The sequence below is a fragment of the Lysinibacillus sp. GbtcB16 genome (genome assembly GCF_019091145.1).
In the GTDB taxonomy this organism is placed as follows: Bacteria; Bacillota; Bacilli; order Bacillales_A; family Planococcaceae; genus Lysinibacillus; species Lysinibacillus fusiformis.
The window spans coordinates 888,825-912,090 of sequence record NZ_JAGXJV010000001.1 but is presented as its reverse complement, the minus strand read 5'-3'; the positions used below and the strand labels follow the sequence as shown (position 1 = coordinate 912,090).

Sequence of the window (23,266 nt, the reverse complement as noted above, 5' to 3'; positions counted from 1 at the left end):
ATTCATTTATTTATAATTGTACACCGCCCTTAGAAGATCCAGTGAAATAATAATAAATTCTAGTAAAAAAACTGCCCAAACTCAGTCTTACCTGATTGGGCAGTTCATCTTTTATTTTTGTATAAACATTTGCGTCCAGTAGTTGCCATCTGCTACATAACCTACACCGATATGTGTATAGTTTTTGTTGAGAATATTCGCACGGTGGCCTTCACTGTTCATCCAAGCTGTAACGACTTCCTGTGCAGAGCGTTGCCCTTTGGCAATATTTTCACCGGCTGATCGATATGAAATGCCGAAATTTTTCATCATCGTAAATGGCGTTCCATATGTTGGGCTTGTATGGTCAAAGTATTTTTTATCATGCATATCTTGAGATTTGTATTTGGCTACTCTTGATAACTCCCAATCGTCTTGTAATGCTTAAAGACCTGCTTTGGCACGTTCCGCATTCACTAGTTTAATGACTTCTTGTTCAATGCTTGCTTGTTCCTTTACAGGGACATTTATTTTTTGTCCAGGATAAATTTGATTTGGATTGGCAAGCTGTGGGTTTACATCCATTAATTCTTGCACACCTGTTTCTGTTTTCAATGCGATTTTCCAAAGAGTGTCACCAGATGAGACCGTATAGGATTCAGCCGCCATTGCCCCCACTGGTACTAATAATGAAGCTGCAATAACTGAAGCAAGTGCCGCTTTTTTTACTTTTTTCAACATGTCTATCATCCTTCCTGTTTGCTCTCCTATCATCGTAAATAGTTTCGGAGCAATAATCATCACAAAATATTTGGAAGGATTTTTACAAATACATGACAGACGATCAACAAAAATCGACGAATCCCAATTTAACACCATTTTTCATGATACACCTTGTCATCAAATTGCAATCTAATTGTCATTAACAAACATTACCAACTAAATAAGCCTTCCCTATTTACTGAAGAAACCCTACTTCGCTACTAATTTCCTCTTCATTTGGTAAATTAATAGAATATAGAGACAGTCATAAAAAAGAGTAGCCATAGAAATAATGGTAATGAACGGCGTACGGAAATAAAGATAAAAACCAACTGCAGCAAACAATGTTCCAATCATCTTACAGACAGCAATGCCCATGGATTGACCATCTAAATTCCCTCTTCGCAATAATAAACCGATAAATAATCCTGACATCATAAGGTTTTGCAAAAACGCTGCGTACTTCCCTTCAAAATCCTGAAATTGATGAATAATCCCTAAAATCAGGAACATGCTAAAAATTAAAGTGACCAAAAAAGAAGCATATAATAATTTTTTAGAGAGGATTCTCCGATATTCTGGTGGTGCAAAACGTAAAAATTGCATCAGTATAACGACATCTAATATGAGCCAAGTGAGTGTAATCAATCGTTGAAGGTCATTTTGTGGGTAAAGAAAAGTAAAGATAAATTCCCATGCAATATTGGCACAAATAGCAACCATAGGCATGCCGTATTTTTTATCCTTCCACCCTTTATAAATAACTAATAGATATGTAATGATCCAGAAAAGACCCATGCCTATTTGGCAAATTAATAAAATATCTAATTGAGCCATTTTTTCCTCACTCCCTCCACACATGATTCCCCATACTATATGTTAAGAAATCTATTCATTATGTCTAAAAGTTTGCTAGTAGGGTAAGGGAAAGGAGTAACAAATATTCAAGGGAATGGAACCTATACATTCTTAGTGGAATCCTATATAGTAAAGCGGGGTGATTGAATGAAATCAAAAATATATGTAGATAATGATCAATTTATCGCTGGCACTACCTTAAAGGATACGATGGAATTAGAGCATAATAATATGGCGTTGCATGTTTGCGATCATATCCATGATGTCATTGACAATCGTCAACAATTAGCAACAGCATTGAACTGCGACCTACAAGATTTTATTTGTACGGAACAAACACATAGTGCCAATTTCCATCGAGTGACCTTAGCCGATAAAGGACGTGGCGCCGAGCAAATGGATACGGCTGTGAAAAACACTGATGCTCTTTATACAGTTGAGCCTAATTTATTATTATGCAGTTTTACAGCAGATTGCGTTCCTGTAATTTTTTATAATGTGGTCAATGGTTTAGTGGGCGTCATTCATTCAGGTTGGCAGGGCACAATTAAAGAAATTACACCTAAACTGTTTCAGCATCTGTCGGAAGAAGAACAATGTCGACCAGAGGATTTTCACGTTCAAATTGGTATGGCATTAAGCCAGCAAAAATTCGAGGTAGATGCTGATGTTTATGAGAAGTTCCACAGCCTTGGTTATGCAGAAGATTTTATGTATTTGAATGCTGAGACGAATAAATACCATATTGATAATCAAAAAACGGTGAAAAAACAATGTGAGCTTGCTGGTATTCCATCTGAGCAAATCCAAATTGATGCCACTTGTACATTCCTTAGCCCTGATGGCTTCTCCTATCGTCAGGACAAACAGGCAGGCAGACATTTAAGCTTTATCATGCGAAAATCTTAAACGAACAAAAAGGACAATCCACTTTAACTTCAGAAGGATTGTCCTGTTTATTTTAACGTACCTGTACTTATGATCGACGTCTCGACATGTACTTCCGTTTGTAATTTACCTATGACTTCCCTCGTTTTTTGGGTCGTCCACTTTCCATGATCATACATTCTAAATTTTTCACTTAGCCCACTAGGATCAACATCCATATTTTTTAGTTTATCTAAAAACTTGGTAATATCCACTTCTAGTTGCTTATTAACATCTTTTTCTAACCGGCTAATGCTCTCAATCGTATTCAGCTTGTACTCTCTTGCTCCTTTGTATTCACTTAATGTTCCTTTAATCTTTAGACGAATGATGAGCTGTGGTGATTCAATATTTTTATTACTTTGCATGTTGATAGAGCTCTCAATTAAATCTATCATCAATTTTTCCTCCCCATGTCCCTCATGTATATCTAGATGGAGAGGCGCTAGACTTTTTCTGCCTAGTAATGCCTGAACAATAAGTGCCTCCTCAGGCTTGATGACATCATGCATATGGTTCCCTTGAAAAACAGCCACACCCTTAATTTCAATTTTATCATCATGCTTTTCAAGATATGGAATAATCGTATCCGTTACAGGATTCGTTATTGTATACATAAAATCATGAATATTCGTATTCGGATTAAAAGCCGTATTTATGCTTGGTTCCAATAAATCATTAATGTATAAATTAATATTTGGTTTATCTGGATAATTTCCTTTTATAATTCCCTCTGCTTTATCTTTCACAATAGCAATGAGTACTTTATTACCCACCTCAGCATTTCTGTATAGATGCTGAATAACCTTTCGTATCTCACCTTTTCGCGCAAATTCTTCATTAACGAGCACGACACGTAATTGGTTAAAGACAATCTTTTTATCCGAAAGCTTTTCGATTTCTACGATGCCATTCGATACAAGATCTGTAGATACCGAGAAAATTTGTGTGTTTTGTGGTGCTTCTGGTGCATATTGAGGAATGGCTACCGTTAATTTCATTTGGTCTTCGTCTATATAATCAAAAGCCATAGTGCCAACCATACCAATATCCTCTAATGGGACCTTCAGCTCTTTTCTTGAACAACCTGCTAATAACACTAAGAGCGTAAATATGACTAGTAGTAGCTTTCTATTCATTGTTGCACCTTCTTTTTTCGTACTACATAGATCATGCTTAAGAAGATTGGCCAAATAATTAGCATATAACCAATATAATTGCTCGCTGTAAAAAGCTTCTCTTGGAATTCTCTAGAAAATGGCATTCTAATAATGAAGAAAATGACTGCTGCAATCACATATAATGGAAAACTATTTTTCTTTTTAAACACGGATTCCACCCCTAGTTTGGCACACCATACATAGGCTGTGACTGTCGATAATATTAAAAATACCCATAATGTAATACCGATAATATCGATTCGTTCTACAAAGGTAAACTCGCCTGCTTTAAATAAATTTAAGACGGAAAACTCTACATTTTTCAACTGCCATTCAGAATAATACATGACACTGACTACTGTCGTAAAAAAACAAAGAAAAATACTAATCCAAATACCAATCAATGAATGGCGAAAGGCTTTTTTCTGATCGATAATATAGGGAAAATAAAATAAAATTAATTCATAGCCAAGAATTGATAAATATCCTTCTTTAAATGCATTCCAAAAATCTTTCCCACTAAAATTAAGTAAAGGAAGTAAATGACTTACCTCCCCTTTTTCAATGGCCCATCGTGTAAAATAGAACATCCCAATCGTAATAAAAAAAGCCATCATGCAAAATCTAGCAATGGATTTAATGCCCCCGCTTACAATATAAATCAGTAAAAGTAAGAAGCAAAAAACAGGTAATGTGATCGTTTGCTCTTGTAAAGCTGTACTTTGTATGAGATGCATATAGTTGCTAATAATTCCTGCACTAAAGATAATAAATTGAATAACAAATAAGAAATTCACGCCCTTCCCTAACACTTTTCCCAACAGAATTTCATTGATACGAAATAAATGGTCATTCGGGTATTTGGAGCAAAGCCAAACTATTGGCCAAAGTGTTAAGGTAGCGACTATACCGAATATGACAGGCATAAACCACTCGGTATAGCCCATCGCACTCAATTTTTGTGGCAATGACAGTATCCCAGTCCCAACCATAATACTTTGGGCCAAAAAAATGACGTGATAGCGATTTAACATTTTTGCGTTAGCTGCGCCCAAGTCTTTTACCTCATTTCTCCTCTGTCGTTTTTTTCTGAGCCCTTGAAATACCCGACTTTTTCGTTAAATAGTTGATAGGAAATCTGATGACATTATCTAATAAATCCGTTGGTTTTCTCGGTATACCTGGCGTCATATAATGAGTTCCTAATGATTTTAAACTTAATAAATGATGTATTAGCCAAGCAAAGGCAAGCATTTGTCCAAATAGACCAAATAACCCAGCAGATAAAATGAAAATATAACGTACAAATCGGCTCGTATTACTCATTAAGAAAATCGGTGGTAGGAAAGATAATAGTGCAGAAGTGGCCACCAACACAATGAGAATATTACTAAGTAATCCTGCCTGCACAGCCGCAGTCCCAATGACAATACCTCCTACGATACCGATTGTTTGTCCGACTTTGGCAGGCATTCGAGAACCCGCTTCCCGTAATACCTCTACAATAAGCTCGATAAATAACACTTCGATAAGAGGGGGAAATGGCACTTTACTTCTCGATTCTTGAAGATTTAACAAAAGCTCATATGGCAATATTTCTGGATGAAAGGTTAAGGCAGAAATATACATGGGCGTAATCATGATCGTTAAGAAAAAACCAAAGAAGCGCAGCATCCTTAGTAAAGAGGCTGTTGTCCATCGGTTATAATAATCCTCAATCGACACGAACATTTCAAAAAATGAGGTCGGACAGACAATCGCTAATTGGCTATTATCCATAAACATGACAATACGGCCGTCAATTAAGTATCGACAAATACTATCGGGGCGTACCGTCATATAATATTGTGGAAATGGGGATAGCGGATTATCCTCAATTAATTGCTTCAACACCGAAATATCCGTAAATAAAGGGAATTCCACCTGATCAATACGATTCCGAAGATCGTCTAAGTTTTTATGGTTCACAATATTATCCATATACATAATGGAAATTTTAATATTAGCCTCTGAACCAACAATACGATTTTCATTTTTTAGCTGTGCGCTTTGAATTCGTCTTCTCACTAGAGAAATATTGGTCTCCAAAGATTCCGTAAATGCATCCTGAGGCCCAATAACTGTTGATTCTGTTTCAGTATTTGTAATGGCCCTTGTAGGTGCACTATACGTATCCATACTTAAAAGTGCATTGGTTTCATGGAAAAATAGCAGTGTTTGCCCAGAGTTCAATTTTTTAATGACGCCTTGTATATCTTTAGGGTCCACATATTGAGCCATTTGATGAATTTGTTTAATATTATTGGTTAACGGAATAGATACCATTGTTTGTAACGTCATTTTTTCTATAAGTGAAGAAAAATAGATTAGGGTAACATCCCCTTCTTCTGTTGCAATCATATTTAGCTTTACATCATCTACATCATTTATTTCCTTTTTTAATTTTGCAACAAGCTGTTCAGGCATTTCGTGCATTCCGTTCAACCCCTTTTATTTCAACGAATACCAGTCCACATGTAATTTTTTATAGTTTGGCATGTTTACGGATGATTATGTAAAAAATTTGCTAGCAAAAATAGGCAAAAAAAAGATGCCTCTCTTGTTGAGAGAAGCACCTTTTTTTGCTATTCGCCCTGATCCGTACGGTAGCGATTTTTGCCAATACCAAAAGCATAATAGCTAATAGTTACAATTACTAAAAATACAATTCCTACGATTAATGATATACGCGTATCGTCATTAATCCACATGCCAACCAGCACCATAATTAAGAAGATAATCGTTAAATAATTCGTAATAGGGGCTAATGGCATTTTGAACGGGTGATTCGCTAATTGTTCACCTTTTACTTTTCTAAATTTCATTTGACTAATTAATATAATGAACCACGGTATCATTCCTGGTAAAACACTTGCACTATACACATAGACAAATAAATTCTGTGGTGCAATATAGCTTAAAATGACACCAATCACTAAACCAATTAGCACGCCAGCTGTACCAAATAAAGGTACACCATTTTTAGAGAGCTTCGCGAAAAATTTCGGTGCTTGTCCATTCATCGCAAGCGTATATAGCATACGTCCTGCACTATAAATACCACTGTTACAGCCAGACATAGCAGCTGTAATAACGACAAAATTAATAATACCAGCAGCAGCTGTAATACCTACCTTAGCAAATGTCGCAACAAAAGGACTACCGATCGTACCCAATTCATCCCACGGATACACTGTCACAATGACAAAAATAGCTCCGATATAGAAAATTAAAATGCGCCAAATAATACTTTGAATAGCATTCGTAATTGTCTTTTGTGGATTTTTTGCTTCCCCTGCTGTAATACCAATAAGCTCTACCCCTTGGTAGGCTGCAACTACTAACGATAATGCAAAGAAGAAGCCTGTCCAGCCACCAGTAAAGAAGCCACCATGACTCCATAGATTTGATAGGCCAATCGCAATACCATCATTACCAAAGCCAAAGAAGATCAGTCCAACCCCCGCTACAATCATTAATATAATGGTTACGATTTTAATCATGGCGAACCAAAATTCAAATTCACCAAAAGATTTAACCGAGATGAAGTTTGCCACACCTAATATTATCATCGCAATTAGACCCGGTATCCATGCTGGTAAATCGGGATACCAATACTGCATATACGTTCCCACTGCTATAATTTCAGACATCCCAACAATTACCCATTGGAACCAGTTGCTCCATGCCGTTAAATAGCCTGCTAGAGGGTGAATGTATTTATAGCCAAATGTTGCAAAAGAGCCTGTACTTGGCTCCATATAAAGCATCTCACCCATTGCTCTCATAATGAAAAATATAAAAATACCTGCAATTCCATAGGCAAGGAGTACTGAAGGTCCTGTCCATTGGATGGCACTTGCAGAACCCATAAATAAGCCCACACCAATCGTACCGCCAAGTGCGATCATTTGGATGTGACGTGCCTCTAATCCTCGTTGTAATTCTTTGTTGGCCACTCCATAACGCCTCTTTTCCTGTTGTTCTATCTACGTTGAATATACTTTAAAATCATAATCAATTTTTCTAAAAAAGACAATTGTATTTTTAGGAAAAACAAAAAATAATGTTTTTTTGATAGATTTGGCATATGGAGGGCTCTCTTACTATCGTTATTCAAAAAATTCTAAATATATTAGTTTTTTCACTTTATTTCGACAAAAAGATTGACCTAATTATCAAAAAAGTATAATATTTTTACATATTTCTAAGAAAAAGAGGATTGAATGTGAGTAAAACATTATTTAGAAAAAAGAAAATTGAGGAACTATTACAAAACAACGGGACTATTCAACTAAAGAAAACGTTAGGTGCCTTTGATCTTATATTATTAGGAGTGGGTGCCATCGTTGGCACTGGTATTTTCATCTTGCCCGGAACGGTGGCAGCAACACATGCTGGGCCTGGGATCGTTTTTTCCTTTATTATCGCTGCCATGGTTTGCGCTTTTGCAGGCATGTGTTATTCCGAATTTGCATCAAGTGTCCCCGTAACTGGGAGCGCCTATACGTATGGCTATATTGTCTTTGGCGAGATTATAGCGTGGTTAGTAGGTTGGGCTTTGCTTTTGGAATATGGACTGGCTGTTGCCGCTGTTGCAACAGGTTGGTCATCTTACTTAAACTCACTTCTTGCCGGCTTTCATATCGTTTTGCCTCAAGCAATTTCAGGAGCCTTTAATCCTGCTGCTGGCACATATATGAATGTCCCTGCGATTTTGATTATTTTTGCTACGGCATTTTTATTAACCCTTGGTATTAAAGAATCCACTCGATTCAATACTTGGATGGTTTTCTTGAAGGTCGCTGTCATCTTACTATTTATTGGCGTGGGGGTATTTTATGTAAAGCCTACTAACTGGGAGCCCTTTCTACCATTTGGCATAAGTGGCATCTTCAGTGGAGCAGCACTTGTATTTTTTGCTTATTTAGGTTTTGATGCGGTATCTTCGGCTGCTGAGGAAGTTAAAAATCCAAAGCGGAATATGCCCATTGGTATCATCGGTTCTTTACTTATTTGTACGGTGCTTTATGTTGCTGTATCAATGGTTTTAACGGGTATCGTTCCTTATCATGCGTTAAATGTTAGTGACCCTGTTAGCTATGTGATGCAGATGGTCCACCAAGATTGGATTGCGGGAATTATCTCACTAGGTGCCGTAGTTGGAATGATGACTGTTATATTAGTTATGTCTTATGGAGGAACACGACTACTATACGCATTAGGCCGTGATGGTTTACTGCCAAAAAGTATGGCTGAGCTCAGTCCCAAATTTAAAACTCCCGTGAAAAACACATGGATTTTCGCATTACTAGTTGCCTTTTGTGCAGGATTTGTACCACTTTCTAAGCTTGCCGAATTAGTCAATATGGGTACATTAGTCGCATTTACTATTGTATCCATCGGTGTGGTGTATTTACGTAAAAATAAAAATATTCCTTCTGGGGGCTTTAAAGTACCGTTTTTCCCAGTCCTACCGATTTTATCATTCCTATTATGTCTCTTTTTAATATCACAGCTTTCTGTCCTTACATGGGTTGCATGTGGTATTTGGTTCATCATCGGTTTCATTGTTTATTTGGCTTATGGTCGAAAGCATAGCGAAATGAATAAAGGATAAGAAAAAGGTGTCTCTCATAGAGACATCTTTTTTAATTTAATTAATGTCAATTCCTATAAAACTAGAGGCTTGCTCTGTTGTTACATAACGAACTGGCAAACATAAAAACCTCTATCCCATCCTTGGCGAATGAAATAGAGGTTACTTCGTTATTATAGTAAGGTTTGTTCCTGTAATTTTGCTGTGAAATACTTTCGTGCATCTGCTGTTAGAATTTGTAGTAATGTCACTTCTTCCTGACGAGCAAATTCTACAAACATCCCACTTAAATTTTCGTAGACATATTTGATTTTAAAGCCGCTATCTAAATAATGATCCACTTTTTGTATTTCTTCTTTGCTTTGTTGGAATTCAGACATGCCATCACCTCACCTTCTTTTGAAAATGTCTTGATGTAGTGTCACTTATTCGGCACCTTTTATTTCTAGCAGAGGGTCTGGTTGCTCCACTAACTCTTCTTCCTCTTGATCTGTCAGTGGCGCATGTACTTGTTGGCCAAATAATTCATCCAAATTATGTCCGACTGTAATACCTAAAAATTTCGCATCACTTGGATCTTCTAGCTCTGCTTGAGGGTATTTTTTAAACCACCAATACTTCGCTAAGACATAATAGACAATTGCTCCTACAAAGAACCCTACTAAAGAAGAATAAGTAGAAAAAATATTGGCAATAGCACCACCGATTACCCAGGCCACTAACCCGGCGATATTAAAACCTTTATAGTATTTAAATTGTCCATCTAATTCATAGAGTTCCTTGACATGTACACGTCGTTTGCGAATGAGATAATAATCCGCAAATAATATCCCTACAATCGCCGTTAATATTCCACCTATAATCAATAGAACATTGACCATTACATCAAATAAACTCCATGGTTGAGCAAGAATACCAATAATTCCCGCAATAACAACCCCTACCCAAAAAGGTACTTTGGGGCCACCGATATTTGAGAAAATTGTAGCTGCTGGTACAACATTAGCAGACGTATTCGTTGACCATTGTGCTAACACAATCATCAACAAAAGGACCCCTAAAATAAAACCACTCGCACTTTGTTGTAAAGCATTGATAGGGTCAGCAGATGCTACTGCCATATAACAAACTGCACCAATTGTAACAATAAATGTGTTCGTTATTGGCATAACAATTAATGAGCCCACGAGCTGTGTTTTATTCCGTTTGAACCAATTGCGTTCATTTTTAGGTGCTTTAAAAAAGCGAGATAATGATGGCATATCAGCTGCCAGTGTTGACCAAAAGCCCATGTTTGCCATGACCACTACCATAAAAGCTGTAAAGGCAGCAAAGCCCGTTGTTGGCGTTTCTACCCACGTCCAAATATTTTTCCCTTGCGACGTGGCATTATCAGCTAATGTATAATACATCCAGCAAGAAATTAAAATAATGACTGGCGCTGCTAAATCAGCGAAGCGCTCAATGGACTTAATGCCGAGTGATGTATTAAAGAGCTGAAGTGCCGCAAATACAAGGAAACAAATAAACCAATTATCATAATCAAACAATAAATTTAAAATCCCATTTATCGCCAATGCTCCAAAATACGTATTAAGACCAAACCAACATGCGGCTGTTATACCCCTTACAAGTGAAGGAATATGAGTGCCAAATGTGCCGAATGGTGCACGCATATAAACAGGGAATGATAATCCATGCTCAATACCTATATCACCAATTAACGTCATAAAGACACCGATCAAACAGGAGCCTACCAACGTAGCTAAAATAACCATTGGTAAGGATAAATTCATAATGGCTGAACCGCCAATTGCAAAAGCCGCTAAAACAATCGCCATTCCTATCCAAATCACCGCAAAACCAAATGTTCCAATATTTCTTTGTTGATGTGTCACTGGAAGTAAATCTGGGGATTTTAAATAATTCCCTTCACGTTCCATAAAGTTTCTCTCCTTTTTTTCTAATTTCCGTGACAACCTACTTGAAGTTTTCCTTTCCTCCATCGCCACTTGATGAAAGGAAGGTGGAATTTCGATTTTATTCATCTATCTTCATTCAGTTGGTGTTCGATAGGCTATAGCTCATCCCTATAAATGTCTACTACTGAATAAAGATGAAAAGTCTTTATTTTGAGAGACTGCTAATGAGCGTTTGGCGTTCATTCCATGTCATTGGTGGCACGGTTGATTTACGTTCAACCATCGAAATGGCACCATCTACTGGACAAACAATAGAGCATAAATTACAACCTACGCAGTCTTCTTCACGAACTTTTAGCAATGGACGTCCATTTTCTGTATAAAGATCAATACATTGATGTGACGTATCCTCGCAAGCAATATGACACTTGTTACAATTAATACAAACATCATTATTAATTTCTGCGACAATTTTATAATTTAAGTTTAAATCACCCCAGTTGGAATATCTTGAAACGGAGCGACCTACTAAGTCCATGACGGAAGCTAAACCTTTATCGTCTAAATAATTGTTCAACCCATCAATCATATCCTCCACAATACTAAAGCCATGGTGCATCGCTGCTGTACAAACTTGAACGCCGGTTGCACCCATTAGTATAAATTCTGCAGCATCCTGCCAATTAGAAATTCCGCCAATGCCCGAAATCGGTACATTGACTAATGGATTACGAGCACATTCTGCTACCATATTGAGTGCAATCGGCTTTACAGCTGGCCCACAATAGCCACCATGTGCTCCTTTACCAGCAACATGAGGAACTGTATTCCAAGTATCTAAATCTACACCTGCCAAACTATTGATCGTGTTTATCATACTTATGGCATCTGCTCCACCTCTTGTAGCCGCTTCTGCCGTAACTGTAATATCCGTAATGTTTGGTGTTAATTTCACAATGACAGGTGTACGTGCCACTTCCTTTACCCAGTACGTTTGTTTTTCCACCAGTTCAGGGACTTGACCAGAGGCAGAACCCATGCCTCGCTCTGCCATCCCATGTGGACAACCAAAGTTAAGCTCAAGACCATCAACCCCCACATCTTCTACACGTTTTACGATTTCATGCCACTTTTCCTGCTTCGGCTCCACCATTAAAGAGGCTATAATCGCGTGATTAGGAAATTTCTTTTTTGTCTCATAAATTTCTTGTAAGTTTACTTCTAACGGTCGATCTGTAATTAATTCAATATTATTGAAGCCGGCTACACGCTGACCGTTAAAACTAACAGCCGCAAAACGGGAGGATACATTTAAAATCGGATCCCCCAATGTTTTCCATACGGCACCACCCCATCCAGCTTCAAATGCCCGTTGTACTTGATAACCTGAATTCGTAGGTGGTGCGGATGCCAACCAAAATGGATTCGGCGATTGGATGCCTGCTAAGTTAATGCGTAAGTCTGCCATGTAAGTTCCCCCTTTATGCAATCTCACTTGGTTTTCTTAAACGTTCATGAATCTTGTATGCTGCATCTTTTCCTTGCTGTACAGCAGTCACCACCATCGCTTCTCCCTGTCCATTGCCAAAGACAACGTCTCCACATGCAAACACTTTGTCATTGGACGTTTGCATCGTCGTCTCGTCTATATCAACAACGCCATTTGTATGGTCTAAACCAAATGCTTCAATTAATGAAACAAAACGAGTTTGCCCAATGGCTTTAATGACCGCATCCACTTCGATGATAAAATTAGAGCCCTGTACCTCCTCTGGTCTTTGTCGACCATCAGGACCAGGTTCACCAAGCTTCATTTTTACGCATTCAATACCTATTACCCTGCCATCCTCATTGCCAATAATCTTCTTTGGTGCTGTGAGCCATTTAAATTCCACACCATCCTGCTTCGCAAATTCATATTCAAATTGATAGGCAGTCATTTCTTTTTGCGTTCTTCGATAAAGTATTTGGACATTGTCTGCCCCTAAACGCACTGCACTTGTAGCTCCGTCTATCGCTGTATTTCCGGCACCAATAACAGCAACACATTTCCCTACAATTTCATTTGTAAGCGGTCCCATTTTTGTTTTTCTGACAAACTCAATAGCATCGTGGACACCATCTAAATCTTCTCCCTCAATACCTAGATTGGGAACAGCCCCCATACCGACAGCTAAAATAACATGGTCATATTCTGCCAAAATTTCATCCGCAGTAATATCGACGCCAACCGTCGTATTAGTTTGAATATCCACTCCGAGCTGTTCAATTTGCTCGACTTCCCAATCAACAACATCATTAGGTAATCGGAACGCTACAATACCAAAACTACCTAAGCCACCTGCCTTCGCTTCAGCCTCATAGATAGTTACTTGATAGCCAAAACGACTTAGTTCACGTGCCGCCGATAAACCAGCAGGACCAGCTCCAATGATAGCTACCTTATGACCATTACTTGGCCCCTGTTTAAATAGCTGAGCATTCGTTTCCATTGCCCAATCCGTTGCATAACGCTGTAACTCCCCAATTTTAATTGGCTTTGTTGAAGAGTTTAAGACACACGCTCCTTCGCATAATTCTTCCGTTGGACAAACCCTTGCACAGCTTGCACCAATAGGATTTGCTTCTAATATAGTCGTAGCAGAACCCTTCATATTACCAGATGCGATTTTTTTTATGAAATTTGGGATTTGAATACTTGTCGGACAAGCTTTAATACATGGTGCGTCATAACAATAAAGACAACGATTGGCTTCCTCTATAGCCTCATTCTTTGTCATCTTGTTTTTTAATTCCACAAAATTACGTTTAAGCTGCAAGGTCATCGCATTTTCTTGAATCGGAACCATTCCACATCCCCCTCATGTGTTCTTTTTTCCGTGCATCAATTGACGAGACCGATTGTTTTGTTCTCCAGCCAAAACAATCGGTCCAAAACTGAAGGAAGCTAAATCTTCAAGGCTTCCGCAGCTACTGTTTTTAAAGGACGTTTAATATATTGTCCACTACCTAGTACACCAACAAATTCTTTATTTTCAATGACATATTCGCCACGTACTAGCACACTAACAGGCTCGCCAGTCACTTCCCATCCCTCATATGGGTTATAGTCGACGTTCATATGATGTGTTTTAGCCGAAATTTGGCGTTTTGCCTCTGGATCAAAAATAACGATATCTGCATCAGAGCCGATGGCGATTGTTCCCTTTTGCGGGAATAAACCAAATATTTTTGCAGCACTTGTTGAAATCATATCGACAAATTCATGAATCGAAATTCTACCTTTGTCAACGCCTTCAGAGTATAAAATACTGAAGCGATCCTCAATGAAAGGCCCTCCATTTGGAATTTTTGAGAAATCATTTAGGCCTAACTGTTTTTTACCCTTAAAGCTAAAGGAGCATTGGTCAGAGCCAATTGTCTGAAGCTGTTTCGCCTTTAGGGCATTCCATAAATGTTCTTGATGATATTTCGGGCGAAGAGGAGGTGACCAAACATACTTGGCCCCTTCAAAGCCTGGCTGGGCAAGAGCTGATTGATCAAGTGTTAAATAGGGTGGACATGTTTCACCATAGACGTCATAGCCCTTTTCACGAGCAGCAATAATTTCATCCACCGCTTCTTTACATGTTACATTCACTACATATAGCTTTGCTCCGGCAATATGCGCTAATTCAATGGCACGTTTTGTTGCCTCTCCCTCTAATTCAGCCGGACGTGTTAAAGCATGATAAATCGGCTCCTTATGACCTGCACGTCTTGCTTCCTCGACAAGTTCATCAATCACAGAGCCATTTTCACAATGGACCATCACCAATGCTCCAAGATCTTTGGCAATTTTAAACGCCTTAAAAAGTGTTCGATCTGAAGCCTGGAACTCTTTAGCATAAGCCATAAAGACTTTGACAGAGGTAATTCCCTCTTGCTCTAAAATTTGAGGTAATTCGGCTTCGGTTTCAGGCGTTAAATCACCAATCATTAAATGGAAACCATAATCAATAGCAGACTTTCCTTTGGCTTTGTCATGCCATTTTTCTACGGCAGCTGACAATTTTTCTTCACCTGCTGTTAAACAAAAATCTAAAATAGTGGTTGTCCCACCAAAAGCGGCCGCAATCGTTCCTGACTTCCAATCGTCATCTGTCACTGTATTATTGAATGGCATATCTAAATGCGTATGAGGATCAATCCCCCCTGGCAACACAAATTTACCAGTTGCATCAATGATTTCAGCGCCATCCTCACTTAAATTTTGTCCGATTTGCACAATCTTGCCATTATCAATTAAAATATCTGCCTCAAATACATCCGCAGCAGTTGCTACTCTTCCACCTTTAATGATTTTTTTCACTGTGCCCCTCACCCTTCATCACAAAATTAGAGAATACTTCATGTTTAATGCAATGTATACGTTTCGCCCATACTAAATTTTGTTTGTAGCGTTAGAACCGTTTCTAGTAAAATATCTGCTCCCTTTGCACAATCCTCAAAGGTTGTTTTCTCTTCCTCACAATGACTCTTCCCTTGAATACTTGGAACAAAAATCATTGCCGAGGGAACCATACTCGCCATATACTGGGCATCGTGTCCTGCTCCACTAAACATGCGATGTGCAGTATAACCGAAGCTCTGACAGGCTCTTTCTACCTCATTACAAATAGCTGTATCAAAATACACGGTTTCTCTACCCCATAGCTTTACTGGGTGGATATTACATCCTCCTGCCGTTTCGGGTAGTGCATGAAGAATATCCTCAACTTGTTCCATCACCTCAGGATCTTGATGACGAGAATCAATCGTAATTGTCACCTGATTAGGGATGACTGTGTGAATATTTGGCAAAACATTCAGACGGCCAAATGTAAACACTAATTGCTCATCAATCTTTCCTAATTGCTCATGTAACTCTGTTATGAGTGTTGAGGCAACAATCATCGGGTCTTTCCGCATTGACATGGGTGTCGTTCCAGCATGGTTCGATTGCCCTGTAATCGTAATTTCGTAGCAAACCATGCCAAGCACACCTTCTACAACCCCAATTTCACGTTGTTTCGCTTCTAACACCGGCCCTTGCTCAATATGCAATTCGATATAAGCTAGTGCTTCCTTCAGACGATTGGCTTGCTCTCCCTCATACCCACTTGCTTGTAACGCTTCATGGAAACGAACACCATTTTTATCTGTGGATTGGAGCATCTTTTCTTTGGCAAATTTAGAGGTGATCACCCCCGAACTCATCATTGCTGGGTCAAAACGAGCCCCTTCTTCATTCGTAAAATTAACAATCATGAGCGGAATATCCACTTCAATTTCATTTTCTTTAATCGTTCGAATTGCCTCGATAGCCGTTAAGATGCCTAATACCCCATCGAATCTTCCACCCTTTTCCACCGAATCTAAATGGGAACCCATAACAATTGGTGGCACATCCTTTTTCCCAGCAAGAGTCGCATAAATATTTCCCATATCATCCACATCAATATCCATACCTAGAGCTTCACAACACTCACAAAAATAGTTTCGTGCTAATACATCCTCATCCGAAAGAGACAAACGTGTGACGCCACCATTTTCAGTAGCCCCAAATTGACTAAATTGTTCAATTAACTCTTGCAATCGTCTACTATTACATTTATACATATGCAAGTCCTCTCTTTCACAGTAGTTATTAAACATTCTAAAATAGATAAAATTTGAGAGATATGGATAGAAAACTAAAAAAATATGTGCAACTGCACATCATATATGGTAAGTTATGTTCATAATTAAGGGGGGGAAATATGGGGACGATTCGTAAAATTGTGGAGGGAGTTCAATTCCCAATGCTCACATTAGTCGCTGGACATAGTGGTACGTATCGAAGAGTTACTGGTATTAATGTTGTTGAAAGCAATGATTTAATCATGTTTTGTAGACCCAATGAATTAGTCGTCACAACTGGTATTCATTTAGATGCAGATGTAAATTCATTAGAACAACTTGTGAAACAAGCCTACGCCAAAAAAGTAGCTGGTTTTATTATTAATACAGGTCCATTCATTCCTAATATTCCAGAGGCCGTCATCTCATTTGCCAATCAATATCATTTCCCTATTTTTCAAATGCCATGGAATTTTCGAATTGCCGATCTATTAAAAACGACCTTTCAGTTTATCGCCAACCACCATCAGGAGCTATCCATCGAAGAAAAGGTTCTGTTCAATTTATTATTCCATTACAAACAAAACGCTAACACCATGAAGGATCAGCTAGCACAGCTCGGTTTTCCTCAAGGGAGAGAATTAGCCATCATTACTTGCACAACGGTCGGCACTCAAGCCTCCATTGATCGATATGAGGTATTGGTGCAATTCGCTTTTCAAAATCGCTATCAACGCTTCTTAAAATTAAAACATAAAAACTACCTCATCTTTTTAATTGATAAAACACAGATCAATACACCAAATATACCCTTCTCAAAAATCGTTGAAGAAATCTATGAAAAAATTACGTTGAAAAATGGTTGCTTGGATATGATTATTGGAAAAGGCAACTATCACAAAGAGCTTGAAAATGTCCGCAAAAGCTATGATGAATCTTTAACAGTCATTCATTTAGCTCAGCTACACAACAATCGTTTTTTATATAAATATAAAGAAATAGGTGCCTATAAAATTATTATGGCTGTGCAAAATCAATCACTCATGAAATCCTTCAGCCAAGATATTCTTGGTCATCTCTACCACTATGATGATGTGCACAACACAGATTATGTACCATTTTTACGCATTTTTCTTGAGGAAAATGGCAGTACAAGTAGGATTAGTGAGCGTCAGTTTATTCATCGCAACACGGTTCTTTATAAAATAAAAAAAATTGAAATGCTTTTAGATATGGACTTGAGTAATCCCTTTACTAAGACAAATTTGTATATTGCCTTTTTAATAGAGGATGTTTTAACACATCAATAATAGCTATGTAGCCATTTAATTATCCGAATTTTCTATCAAAAAATATTCCTTCTAAAACTCTTAAGGCATACATATAAAGTACAAATGGGGTCGACTTTGCATTTTTGTTGTCCACATCTGACCTAAGACGTATGCATGTTCTGCCATTATCTGTTTAAGGAGTGAATATAGTGACCAATGTAACAAGACCAAATTGGCAAGTCAAAGATGAACAATTTGTATGGCACTCCATGAAGCCATACAACCCAAAAGCAACGATGATTGTTCAATCTTCTAAGGGCGCATGGATTACTGACACTGAAGGAAAACGCTATTTAGATGCTATGGCAGGCTTATGGTGTGTAAATGTTGGCTATGGTCGAGAGGCAATTGCTCAAGTTGCTTATGATCAATTACTAGAAAATACGTATACACCGTTATCTGTCGGGCATATCCCTGCCATTCAATTAAGTGAAAAGATTAGTGAACTATTAGGAGATGATTATGTCGTCTTTTACTCGAACAGTGGTTCTGAAGCGAATGAAGCTGCCTTCAAAATCGCTCGACAATATCATCAACAAAAAGGACATGTCAATCGAACGAAGATTATTTCTCGTTATCGCGCTTATCATGGGAGCTCAATGGGGGCCTTAGCGGCAACTGGACAAGCTCAGCGAAAATACAAGTATGAGCCATTGGCACCTGGTTTTATCCATGTCACGCCACCTGATTCGTATCGTGCCAATGAAGACCATATTAAAAGTAAAGATCCATGTGCACTGCCATCCGTCCAAGCGATCGACCATGTCATGACTTGGGAAATGTCTGATTCTATTGCTGCTGTCATTATGGAGCCAATCATTACTGGCGGCGGTGTGATCATGCCCCATGAGAATTACTTACAAGGGGTTAAAGCAGTTTGTGAAAAACATGGTGCATTATTAATTGTGGATGAAGTGATTTGTGGCTTTGGGCGTACAGGGAAAGCTTTTGGTTTCCAAAACTACGGCATACAGCCTGATATTGTGACCATGGCTAAAGGCTTAACAAGCGCTTATATGCCACTATCTGCTACTGCTGTTCGACGTGAAATTTATGAGGCTTTTGCAGGGAATGATGATTACGACTTCTTCCGCCATGTTAATACTTTTGGTGGCTCGCCCGCTGCTTGTGCCGTGGCATTGAAAAATATTGAAATTATGGAAGAGGAAAATTTATTTAACTATTCCGCTACGTTAGGAGAAACGCTCCTTAAAACTTTACAAGAGCAATTAAAGGAACACCCATATGTCGGGGATATTCGTGGAAAAGGTCTTTTGATCGGTATAGAGCTTGTACAAGACAAGAAGAGCAAAGCCCCACTAGATGTCACACTCGTTAATAACGTTATTGCGCAATGTAAGGAGCAGGGGCTAATTATTGGTAAGAACGGTGTAACTGTTGCAGGCTACAATAATGTTTTAACGCTATCTCCTCCACTAATCGTCTCCTCTGAGGAGATTGACTTCCTTGTGGAAAAATTCACCCAAGCCTTACATGCTATAAAATTGTAGGAGGACAGCTCAATGATAACGAATACGGATATTCAAGAATTAGGCCATTTTATGAATGGACAAACTGTTTTAGGAAAAAGTGGACATTTTTCTGATGTATATAATCCAAGCACAGGCTCTGTCATTGCGCGAGTTCCCCTAGCAACACAAGAAGAGGTAAAAGAAGCGATTAATGCTGCCCAAAAAGCATTCCCTGCATGGCGCGCATTATCCGTTGGGAAACGAGCAGAAATTATGCTCAAGTTTCGCCAATTACTAACAGACAATATGGATGAGCTCATCGATATGATTTGTAAGGAAAGCGGCAAAACCAAAGAAGATGCGAAGGGCGAAATTACACGTGGTTTAGAATCGGTTGATTTAGCCATCAATGCCCCACACTTTCTAAAAGGTGAGTATTCCGTTAATGTGGGTGGTCAAATTAATGCTTATTCCACAAAAGCACCATTAGGCGTAGTGGCTGCCATTTCACCATTTAACTTTCCTGTTATGGTCCCACTAGCCATTACAAGCATGGCTGTCGCAGTAGGAAACTGTGTCATTTTAAAGCCATCCGAGCGTGTCCCTTGTTCTGCGCTATATCTATCAGAGCTATGGACAAAAGCAGGCTTACCAGATGGTGTATGGACGGTCATTAACGGTGATAAAGATGCTGTCAATGAGCTGTTATCCAATCCACTAATTGAAGCAGTTTCCTTTGTAGGGTCCACTCCTGTTGCAGAAGCTATTTACGCCACGGCTTCTAAACATGGGAAACGTGTGACTGCGCTAGGCGGTGGGAAAAATAATATGGTTGTCATGCCAGACGCTGATTTAGAGCATGTCGCAAATGCCTTTTTAGGAGCAGCCTATGGGGCAGCTTCTCAACGGTGTATGGCGATTTCTACCATTATTCCTGTAAAGGAGGATACGGCGAATAAATTAGTCTCCATCCTAGCTGATAAAATTGCCAAATTAAAAGTGGGACCTTATACAGACCCCGACGTTGATTTCGGTCCAGTTATTACACAGCATTCGAAGGAAACGATTATTGGCTATATTGATCGTAGCCTACAGGAAGGCGCAACCATTGTTTGTGATGGACGACATCCGGAAATTGCCAAGCAATCAAAAGGGTTTTATCTAGGTCCTACTCTCCTCGATCATGTTAAACCTGGTATGGAAATTTATGAGCAGGAGGTTTTTGGGCCAGCCCGCAATATGGTTCGTGTGGATTCATTGGATGAAGCGATTGCTTTAATCAATGCCCATGAACTAGGTAATGGCGTGACAATTTTTACGAATGATGGTGCAGCTGCTCGTAAATTCACCACTGAAATTGAAGTAGGGATGGTTGGCGTGAACGTACCTATCCCCATTCCAGTAGGCTATCATAATTTTGGTGGCTGGAAACGCTCAAGATTTGGTGAGGGACATATGTTTGGACCAGATCAGGTACGCTTCTTTACAAAAACAAAGACCATTTCAGAAAAATGGATCACACAGGATCATGACACTACATCATCCTTTGCCTTCCCAAGCAATCAAGCATAAAGTTAACTTGCGTAGTCATCGAATGGACTACGCGAGTTTTCCCCTATTTGAAAAAAACTGATGAACCAAATATGGCCACCAGTTTTTATCAAAAGCTTACATATTGTCTTTCTTCTCCACTTTTTTCACTTCAGTTGTCTTCTTTACTTCAGTGAAATCCGCTTCTTCCCCAGCCTCCATGCCATAGCTAGGATTTCGATCGATACGCGTATAAGTATCTATGTCTTCCTCGTCTTCAAATCGCTTCACCAAAATTGGTAAAGTAATTAAACCAGCGATTCCGACTAGTGCGTAAATCCATCGCGATAAAACCGCTGTTTGCCCGCCAAATAAATAAGCCACTAAATCAAATCTAAAGAATCCAATGAGTCCCCAGTTGATTGCCCCTATAATGACTAACACTAATGCGATTCTATAGAGCACGCTCATGAGTACACCTCCTTTATCATTTTTACTCCTAGCTAATTTTTTTAGCAGAGAGGTGTCATAAGAAGCGATAAAATGATAAAGACTAGTCATTAAAACCGCCATATTGACGGTCTTATTTTTTGCAATAACCTCTTTTTTATACAGGAGGTGGCCAGATGGACTAGGTGTAATTAGCCTTTTTTGGCATTGCCCTTTAATTGATGAGATTGTTCATGTTGAAGGAGCCATTCTTTACGCCACATTCCACCACCATATCCAGTCAAAGATCCGTTAGAACCAATAATTCGATGACAAGGAACGACGATACTAATATTATTTTTACCATTGGCACTACCAACTGCTCTCACTGCCTTTTCATTGTGAATAGCCACAGCAATATCTTTATAGGAAGCTGTTTCACCGTAGCCTACGCTAGGTAAAGCATGCCAAACGGCTTGTTGGAAGTCTGTCCCTTTAAAAACATAGGGAAAAGAAAACTCATGTCGTTCCCCACTAAAATATTCATGTATTTGCTTTGCACATTCTAGGAGCACTGCTGGTGTGTCTTGTTGAGGAACATGGATGAGCTCTTCTCGTTCTGCAAAATTAATGCCAGCAATTGCTTCTTCATGTCCTTCGATTTCAATGATGCCAATCGGTGATTGATAATCTAATTTAAACTGTTTCATATAATGACCTCCATAAGTAAAAGGTGGCATAAGCCTGCCATCCTTGCCAATGTTGCGAATAGTGGGTGATCTCCTCAATCGTAGGTTTTCGTTTTAAACCTAATTGCCTTTTTAGAGCATTATGTAGACCCACATCTGCTATGGGGAATGCGGATAGCTCTTGGAAAGATTTCATTAGCACATAATCAGCCGTCCATGCCCCAATGCCCCGAATAGCCATTAAACTGTTTTTCATGTCCTCATAGTCCTTTTTTTGGCGCAGCATTTCCTTTGTCAATTGGCCGCTCGCTATACATTTCGCAATATCAATGATGTACTCTGCTTTTCTTTGCGTAAACTGAAGGTTCCTTAAATCTTCCACTTGGATAGTAGCGATTTTTTCAGGTGTTGGAAATAACCAGTGGCTTTCCCCTTCAAAGGTAACACTGTCTCCAAATTGTTCAACGAAGCGCTTTTTAAGTGTATAGGCAAACGTTAAATTAATTTGCTGTCCAATAATAGCCCACACGAGAGCCTCGAATAAGTCAGGTATTCCCAATAAACGTAATCCTCTATATTTTTCTGTCAATGGCTGTAAAATATTATCCTTGTTAGCCATCTGATAAAAACAAGCCAAATCCGTTTCTAAATCAAACCATTCTATAAGATAGCGGACAATTCCTTCTCTGTCATGGAGTGATGGCTGATTCATCGGAAATTCTACTTTCATTTTATAAGCTTGCTCACTTATTCTACATACAATTAGCTGATCCTTTATTTTTAGTAATTTAAAGAGAACATCCTCTTTTATTTGGTGGAGAATTTCTTGATTGGATCGTTTTAAAAACATCCAACACTCTGTAAAATTAAATTCCGCTGGAGGTTCGATTTCCACATAATGAGCGTGATTCATCCAGTTCATAGCCTAC

Annotated in this window: 19 protein-coding genes and 1 pseudogene; 5 read left to right on the top strand and 15 right to left on the bottom strand. The window is 38.7% G+C overall.

Annotated features, from left to right (window positions below; all coding sequences use genetic code 11):
* Positions 1 to 111 precede the first annotated feature (111 nt).
* A pseudogene (gene safA / locus KVT27_RS04430) lies at positions 112 to 720 on the bottom strand (SafA/ExsA family spore coat assembly protein).
* A 231-nt stretch (positions 721 to 951) separates the two neighbouring features.
* Positions 952 to 1,578 (bottom strand): transmembrane-type terpene cyclase, encoded by a 627-nt coding sequence (locus tag KVT27_RS04425; protein WP_217580815.1) that lies wholly within the window; start codon positions 1,576 to 1,578, stop codon positions 952 to 954.
* Positions 1,579 to 1,746: 168 nt separating this feature from the next.
* On the opposite strand from KVT27_RS04425, the gene pgeF reads away from it, so the two are divergent.
* A complete protein-coding gene (pgeF, locus tag KVT27_RS04420; protein ID WP_217580813.1) occupies positions 1,747 to 2,508 on the top strand; it encodes a peptidoglycan editing factor PgeF in 762 nt (253 codons plus the stop codon).
* A 47-nt stretch (positions 2,509 to 2,555) separates the two neighbouring features.
* Here pgeF and KVT27_RS04415 read toward each other — a convergent pair whose 3' ends face one another.
* The 4 genes from KVT27_RS04415 to KVT27_RS04400 form a co-directional block, all read right to left on the bottom strand.
* Positions 2,556 to 3,665: a Ger(x)C family spore germination protein gene (locus KVT27_RS04415; RefSeq protein ID WP_036124655.1), complete on the bottom strand. Its 1,110-nt coding sequence runs from the start codon at positions 3,663 to 3,665 to the stop codon at positions 2,556 to 2,558.
* On the bottom strand, positions 3,662 to 4,741 hold the full coding sequence (locus KVT27_RS04410) for a GerAB/ArcD/ProY family transporter (protein WP_233300907.1): 1,080 nt from the start codon (positions 4,739 to 4,741) through the stop codon (positions 3,662 to 3,664). Before KVT27_RS04410 ends, KVT27_RS04415 begins: the two co-directional genes overlap by 4 nt.
* 10 nt (positions 4,742 to 4,751) lie before the next feature.
* Positions 4,752 to 6,161: a spore germination protein gene (locus KVT27_RS04405; protein ID WP_036147685.1), complete on the bottom strand. Its 1,410-nt coding sequence runs from the start codon at positions 6,159 to 6,161 to the stop codon at positions 4,752 to 4,754.
* 149 nt (positions 6,162 to 6,310) lie between these two features.
* Positions 6,311 to 7,684, bottom strand: coding sequence for an amino acid permease (locus tag KVT27_RS04400; RefSeq protein WP_036124653.1), 1,374 nt, complete (start codon positions 7,682 to 7,684; stop codon positions 6,311 to 6,313).
* A 269-nt stretch (positions 7,685 to 7,953) separates the two neighbouring features.
* Between KVT27_RS04400 and bcaP the strand changes: the two genes are divergently transcribed.
* Entirely contained in the window at positions 7,954 to 9,345 is a 1,392-nt protein-coding gene (bcaP, locus tag KVT27_RS04395) for a branched-chain amino acid transporter BcaP (RefSeq protein ID WP_217580811.1), read from the top strand.
* A 152-nt stretch (positions 9,346 to 9,497) separates the two neighbouring features.
* Here bcaP and KVT27_RS04390 read toward each other — a convergent pair whose 3' ends face one another.
* The 6 genes from KVT27_RS04390 to KVT27_RS04365 all read right to left on the bottom strand — a co-directional run bounded on the left by KVT27_RS04390 (position 9,498) and on the right by KVT27_RS04365 (position 16,886).
* Positions 9,498 to 9,704: a hypothetical protein gene (locus KVT27_RS04390; RefSeq protein WP_036147683.1), complete on the bottom strand. Its 207-nt coding sequence runs from the start codon at positions 9,702 to 9,704 to the stop codon at positions 9,498 to 9,500.
* Between the two features lie 45 nt (positions 9,705 to 9,749).
* Positions 9,750 to 11,267 carry an NCS1 family transporter gene (locus KVT27_RS04385; protein ID WP_036124650.1) on the bottom strand — a complete coding sequence of 506 codons (1,518 nt, stop codon included), beginning with the start codon at positions 11,265 to 11,267 and terminating at the stop codon, positions 9,750 to 9,752.
* Positions 11,268 to 11,451: 184 nt separating this feature from the next.
* A complete protein-coding gene (preA, locus tag KVT27_RS04380) occupies positions 11,452 to 12,714 on the bottom strand; it encodes an NAD-dependent dihydropyrimidine dehydrogenase subunit PreA (RefSeq protein WP_217580808.1) in 1,263 nt (420 codons plus the stop codon).
* 13 nt (positions 12,715 to 12,727) lie between these two features.
* Positions 12,728 to 14,095: an NAD(P)-dependent oxidoreductase gene (locus tag KVT27_RS04375; protein WP_042737473.1), complete on the bottom strand. Its 1,368-nt coding sequence runs from the start codon at positions 14,093 to 14,095 to the stop codon at positions 12,728 to 12,730.
* A 98-nt stretch (positions 14,096 to 14,193) separates the two neighbouring features.
* The gene (hydA, locus tag KVT27_RS04370; RefSeq protein ID WP_217580806.1) at positions 14,194 to 15,597 is read right to left on the bottom strand and encodes a dihydropyrimidinase; all 1,404 of its coding nucleotides are present in this window, start codon (positions 15,595 to 15,597) and stop codon (positions 14,194 to 14,196) included.
* A 44-nt stretch (positions 15,598 to 15,641) separates the two neighbouring features.
* Positions 15,642 to 16,886 (bottom strand): Zn-dependent hydrolase, encoded by a 1,245-nt coding sequence (locus tag KVT27_RS04365; RefSeq protein WP_217580804.1) that lies wholly within the window; start codon positions 16,884 to 16,886, stop codon positions 15,642 to 15,644.
* 140 nt (positions 16,887 to 17,026) lie between these two features.
* Between KVT27_RS04365 and KVT27_RS04360 the strand changes: the two genes are divergently transcribed.
* The 3 genes from KVT27_RS04360 (at position 17,027) to KVT27_RS04350 (ending at position 21,261) form a co-directional block, all read left to right on the top strand.
* On the top strand, positions 17,027 to 18,196 hold the full coding sequence (locus KVT27_RS04360; protein WP_217580802.1) for a PucR family transcriptional regulator: 1,170 nt from the start codon (positions 17,027 to 17,029) through the stop codon (positions 18,194 to 18,196).
* Positions 18,197 to 18,366: 170 nt separating this feature from the next.
* On the top strand, positions 18,367 to 19,728 hold the full coding sequence (locus tag KVT27_RS04355) for an aspartate aminotransferase family protein (protein WP_217580800.1): 1,362 nt from the start codon (positions 18,367 to 18,369) through the stop codon (positions 19,726 to 19,728).
* Positions 19,729 to 19,740: 12 nt separating this feature from the next.
* Positions 19,741 to 21,261: a CoA-acylating methylmalonate-semialdehyde dehydrogenase gene (locus KVT27_RS04350; RefSeq protein WP_036124639.1), complete on the top strand. Its 1,521-nt coding sequence runs from the start codon at positions 19,741 to 19,743 to the stop codon at positions 21,259 to 21,261.
* A 96-nt stretch (positions 21,262 to 21,357) separates the two neighbouring features.
* Here the strand turns inward: KVT27_RS04350 and KVT27_RS04345 are convergent, their stop codons facing one another.
* From KVT27_RS04345 to KVT27_RS04335, 3 genes are all read right to left on the bottom strand, one after another.
* Positions 21,358 to 21,690 (bottom strand): DUF378 domain-containing protein, encoded by a 333-nt coding sequence (locus KVT27_RS04345; RefSeq protein WP_036124637.1) that lies wholly within the window; start codon positions 21,688 to 21,690, stop codon positions 21,358 to 21,360.
* 170 nt (positions 21,691 to 21,860) lie between these two features.
* Entirely contained in the window at positions 21,861 to 22,358 is a 498-nt protein-coding gene (locus KVT27_RS04340) for a methylated-DNA--[protein]-cysteine S-methyltransferase (protein WP_036124635.1), read from the bottom strand.
* Entirely contained in the window at positions 22,345 to 23,259 is a 915-nt protein-coding gene (locus KVT27_RS04335; RefSeq protein WP_217580798.1) for a DNA-3-methyladenine glycosylase family protein, read from the bottom strand. Before KVT27_RS04335 ends, KVT27_RS04340 begins: the two co-directional genes overlap by 14 nt.
* Between the last annotated feature and the right edge of the window lie 7 nt (positions 23,260 to 23,266).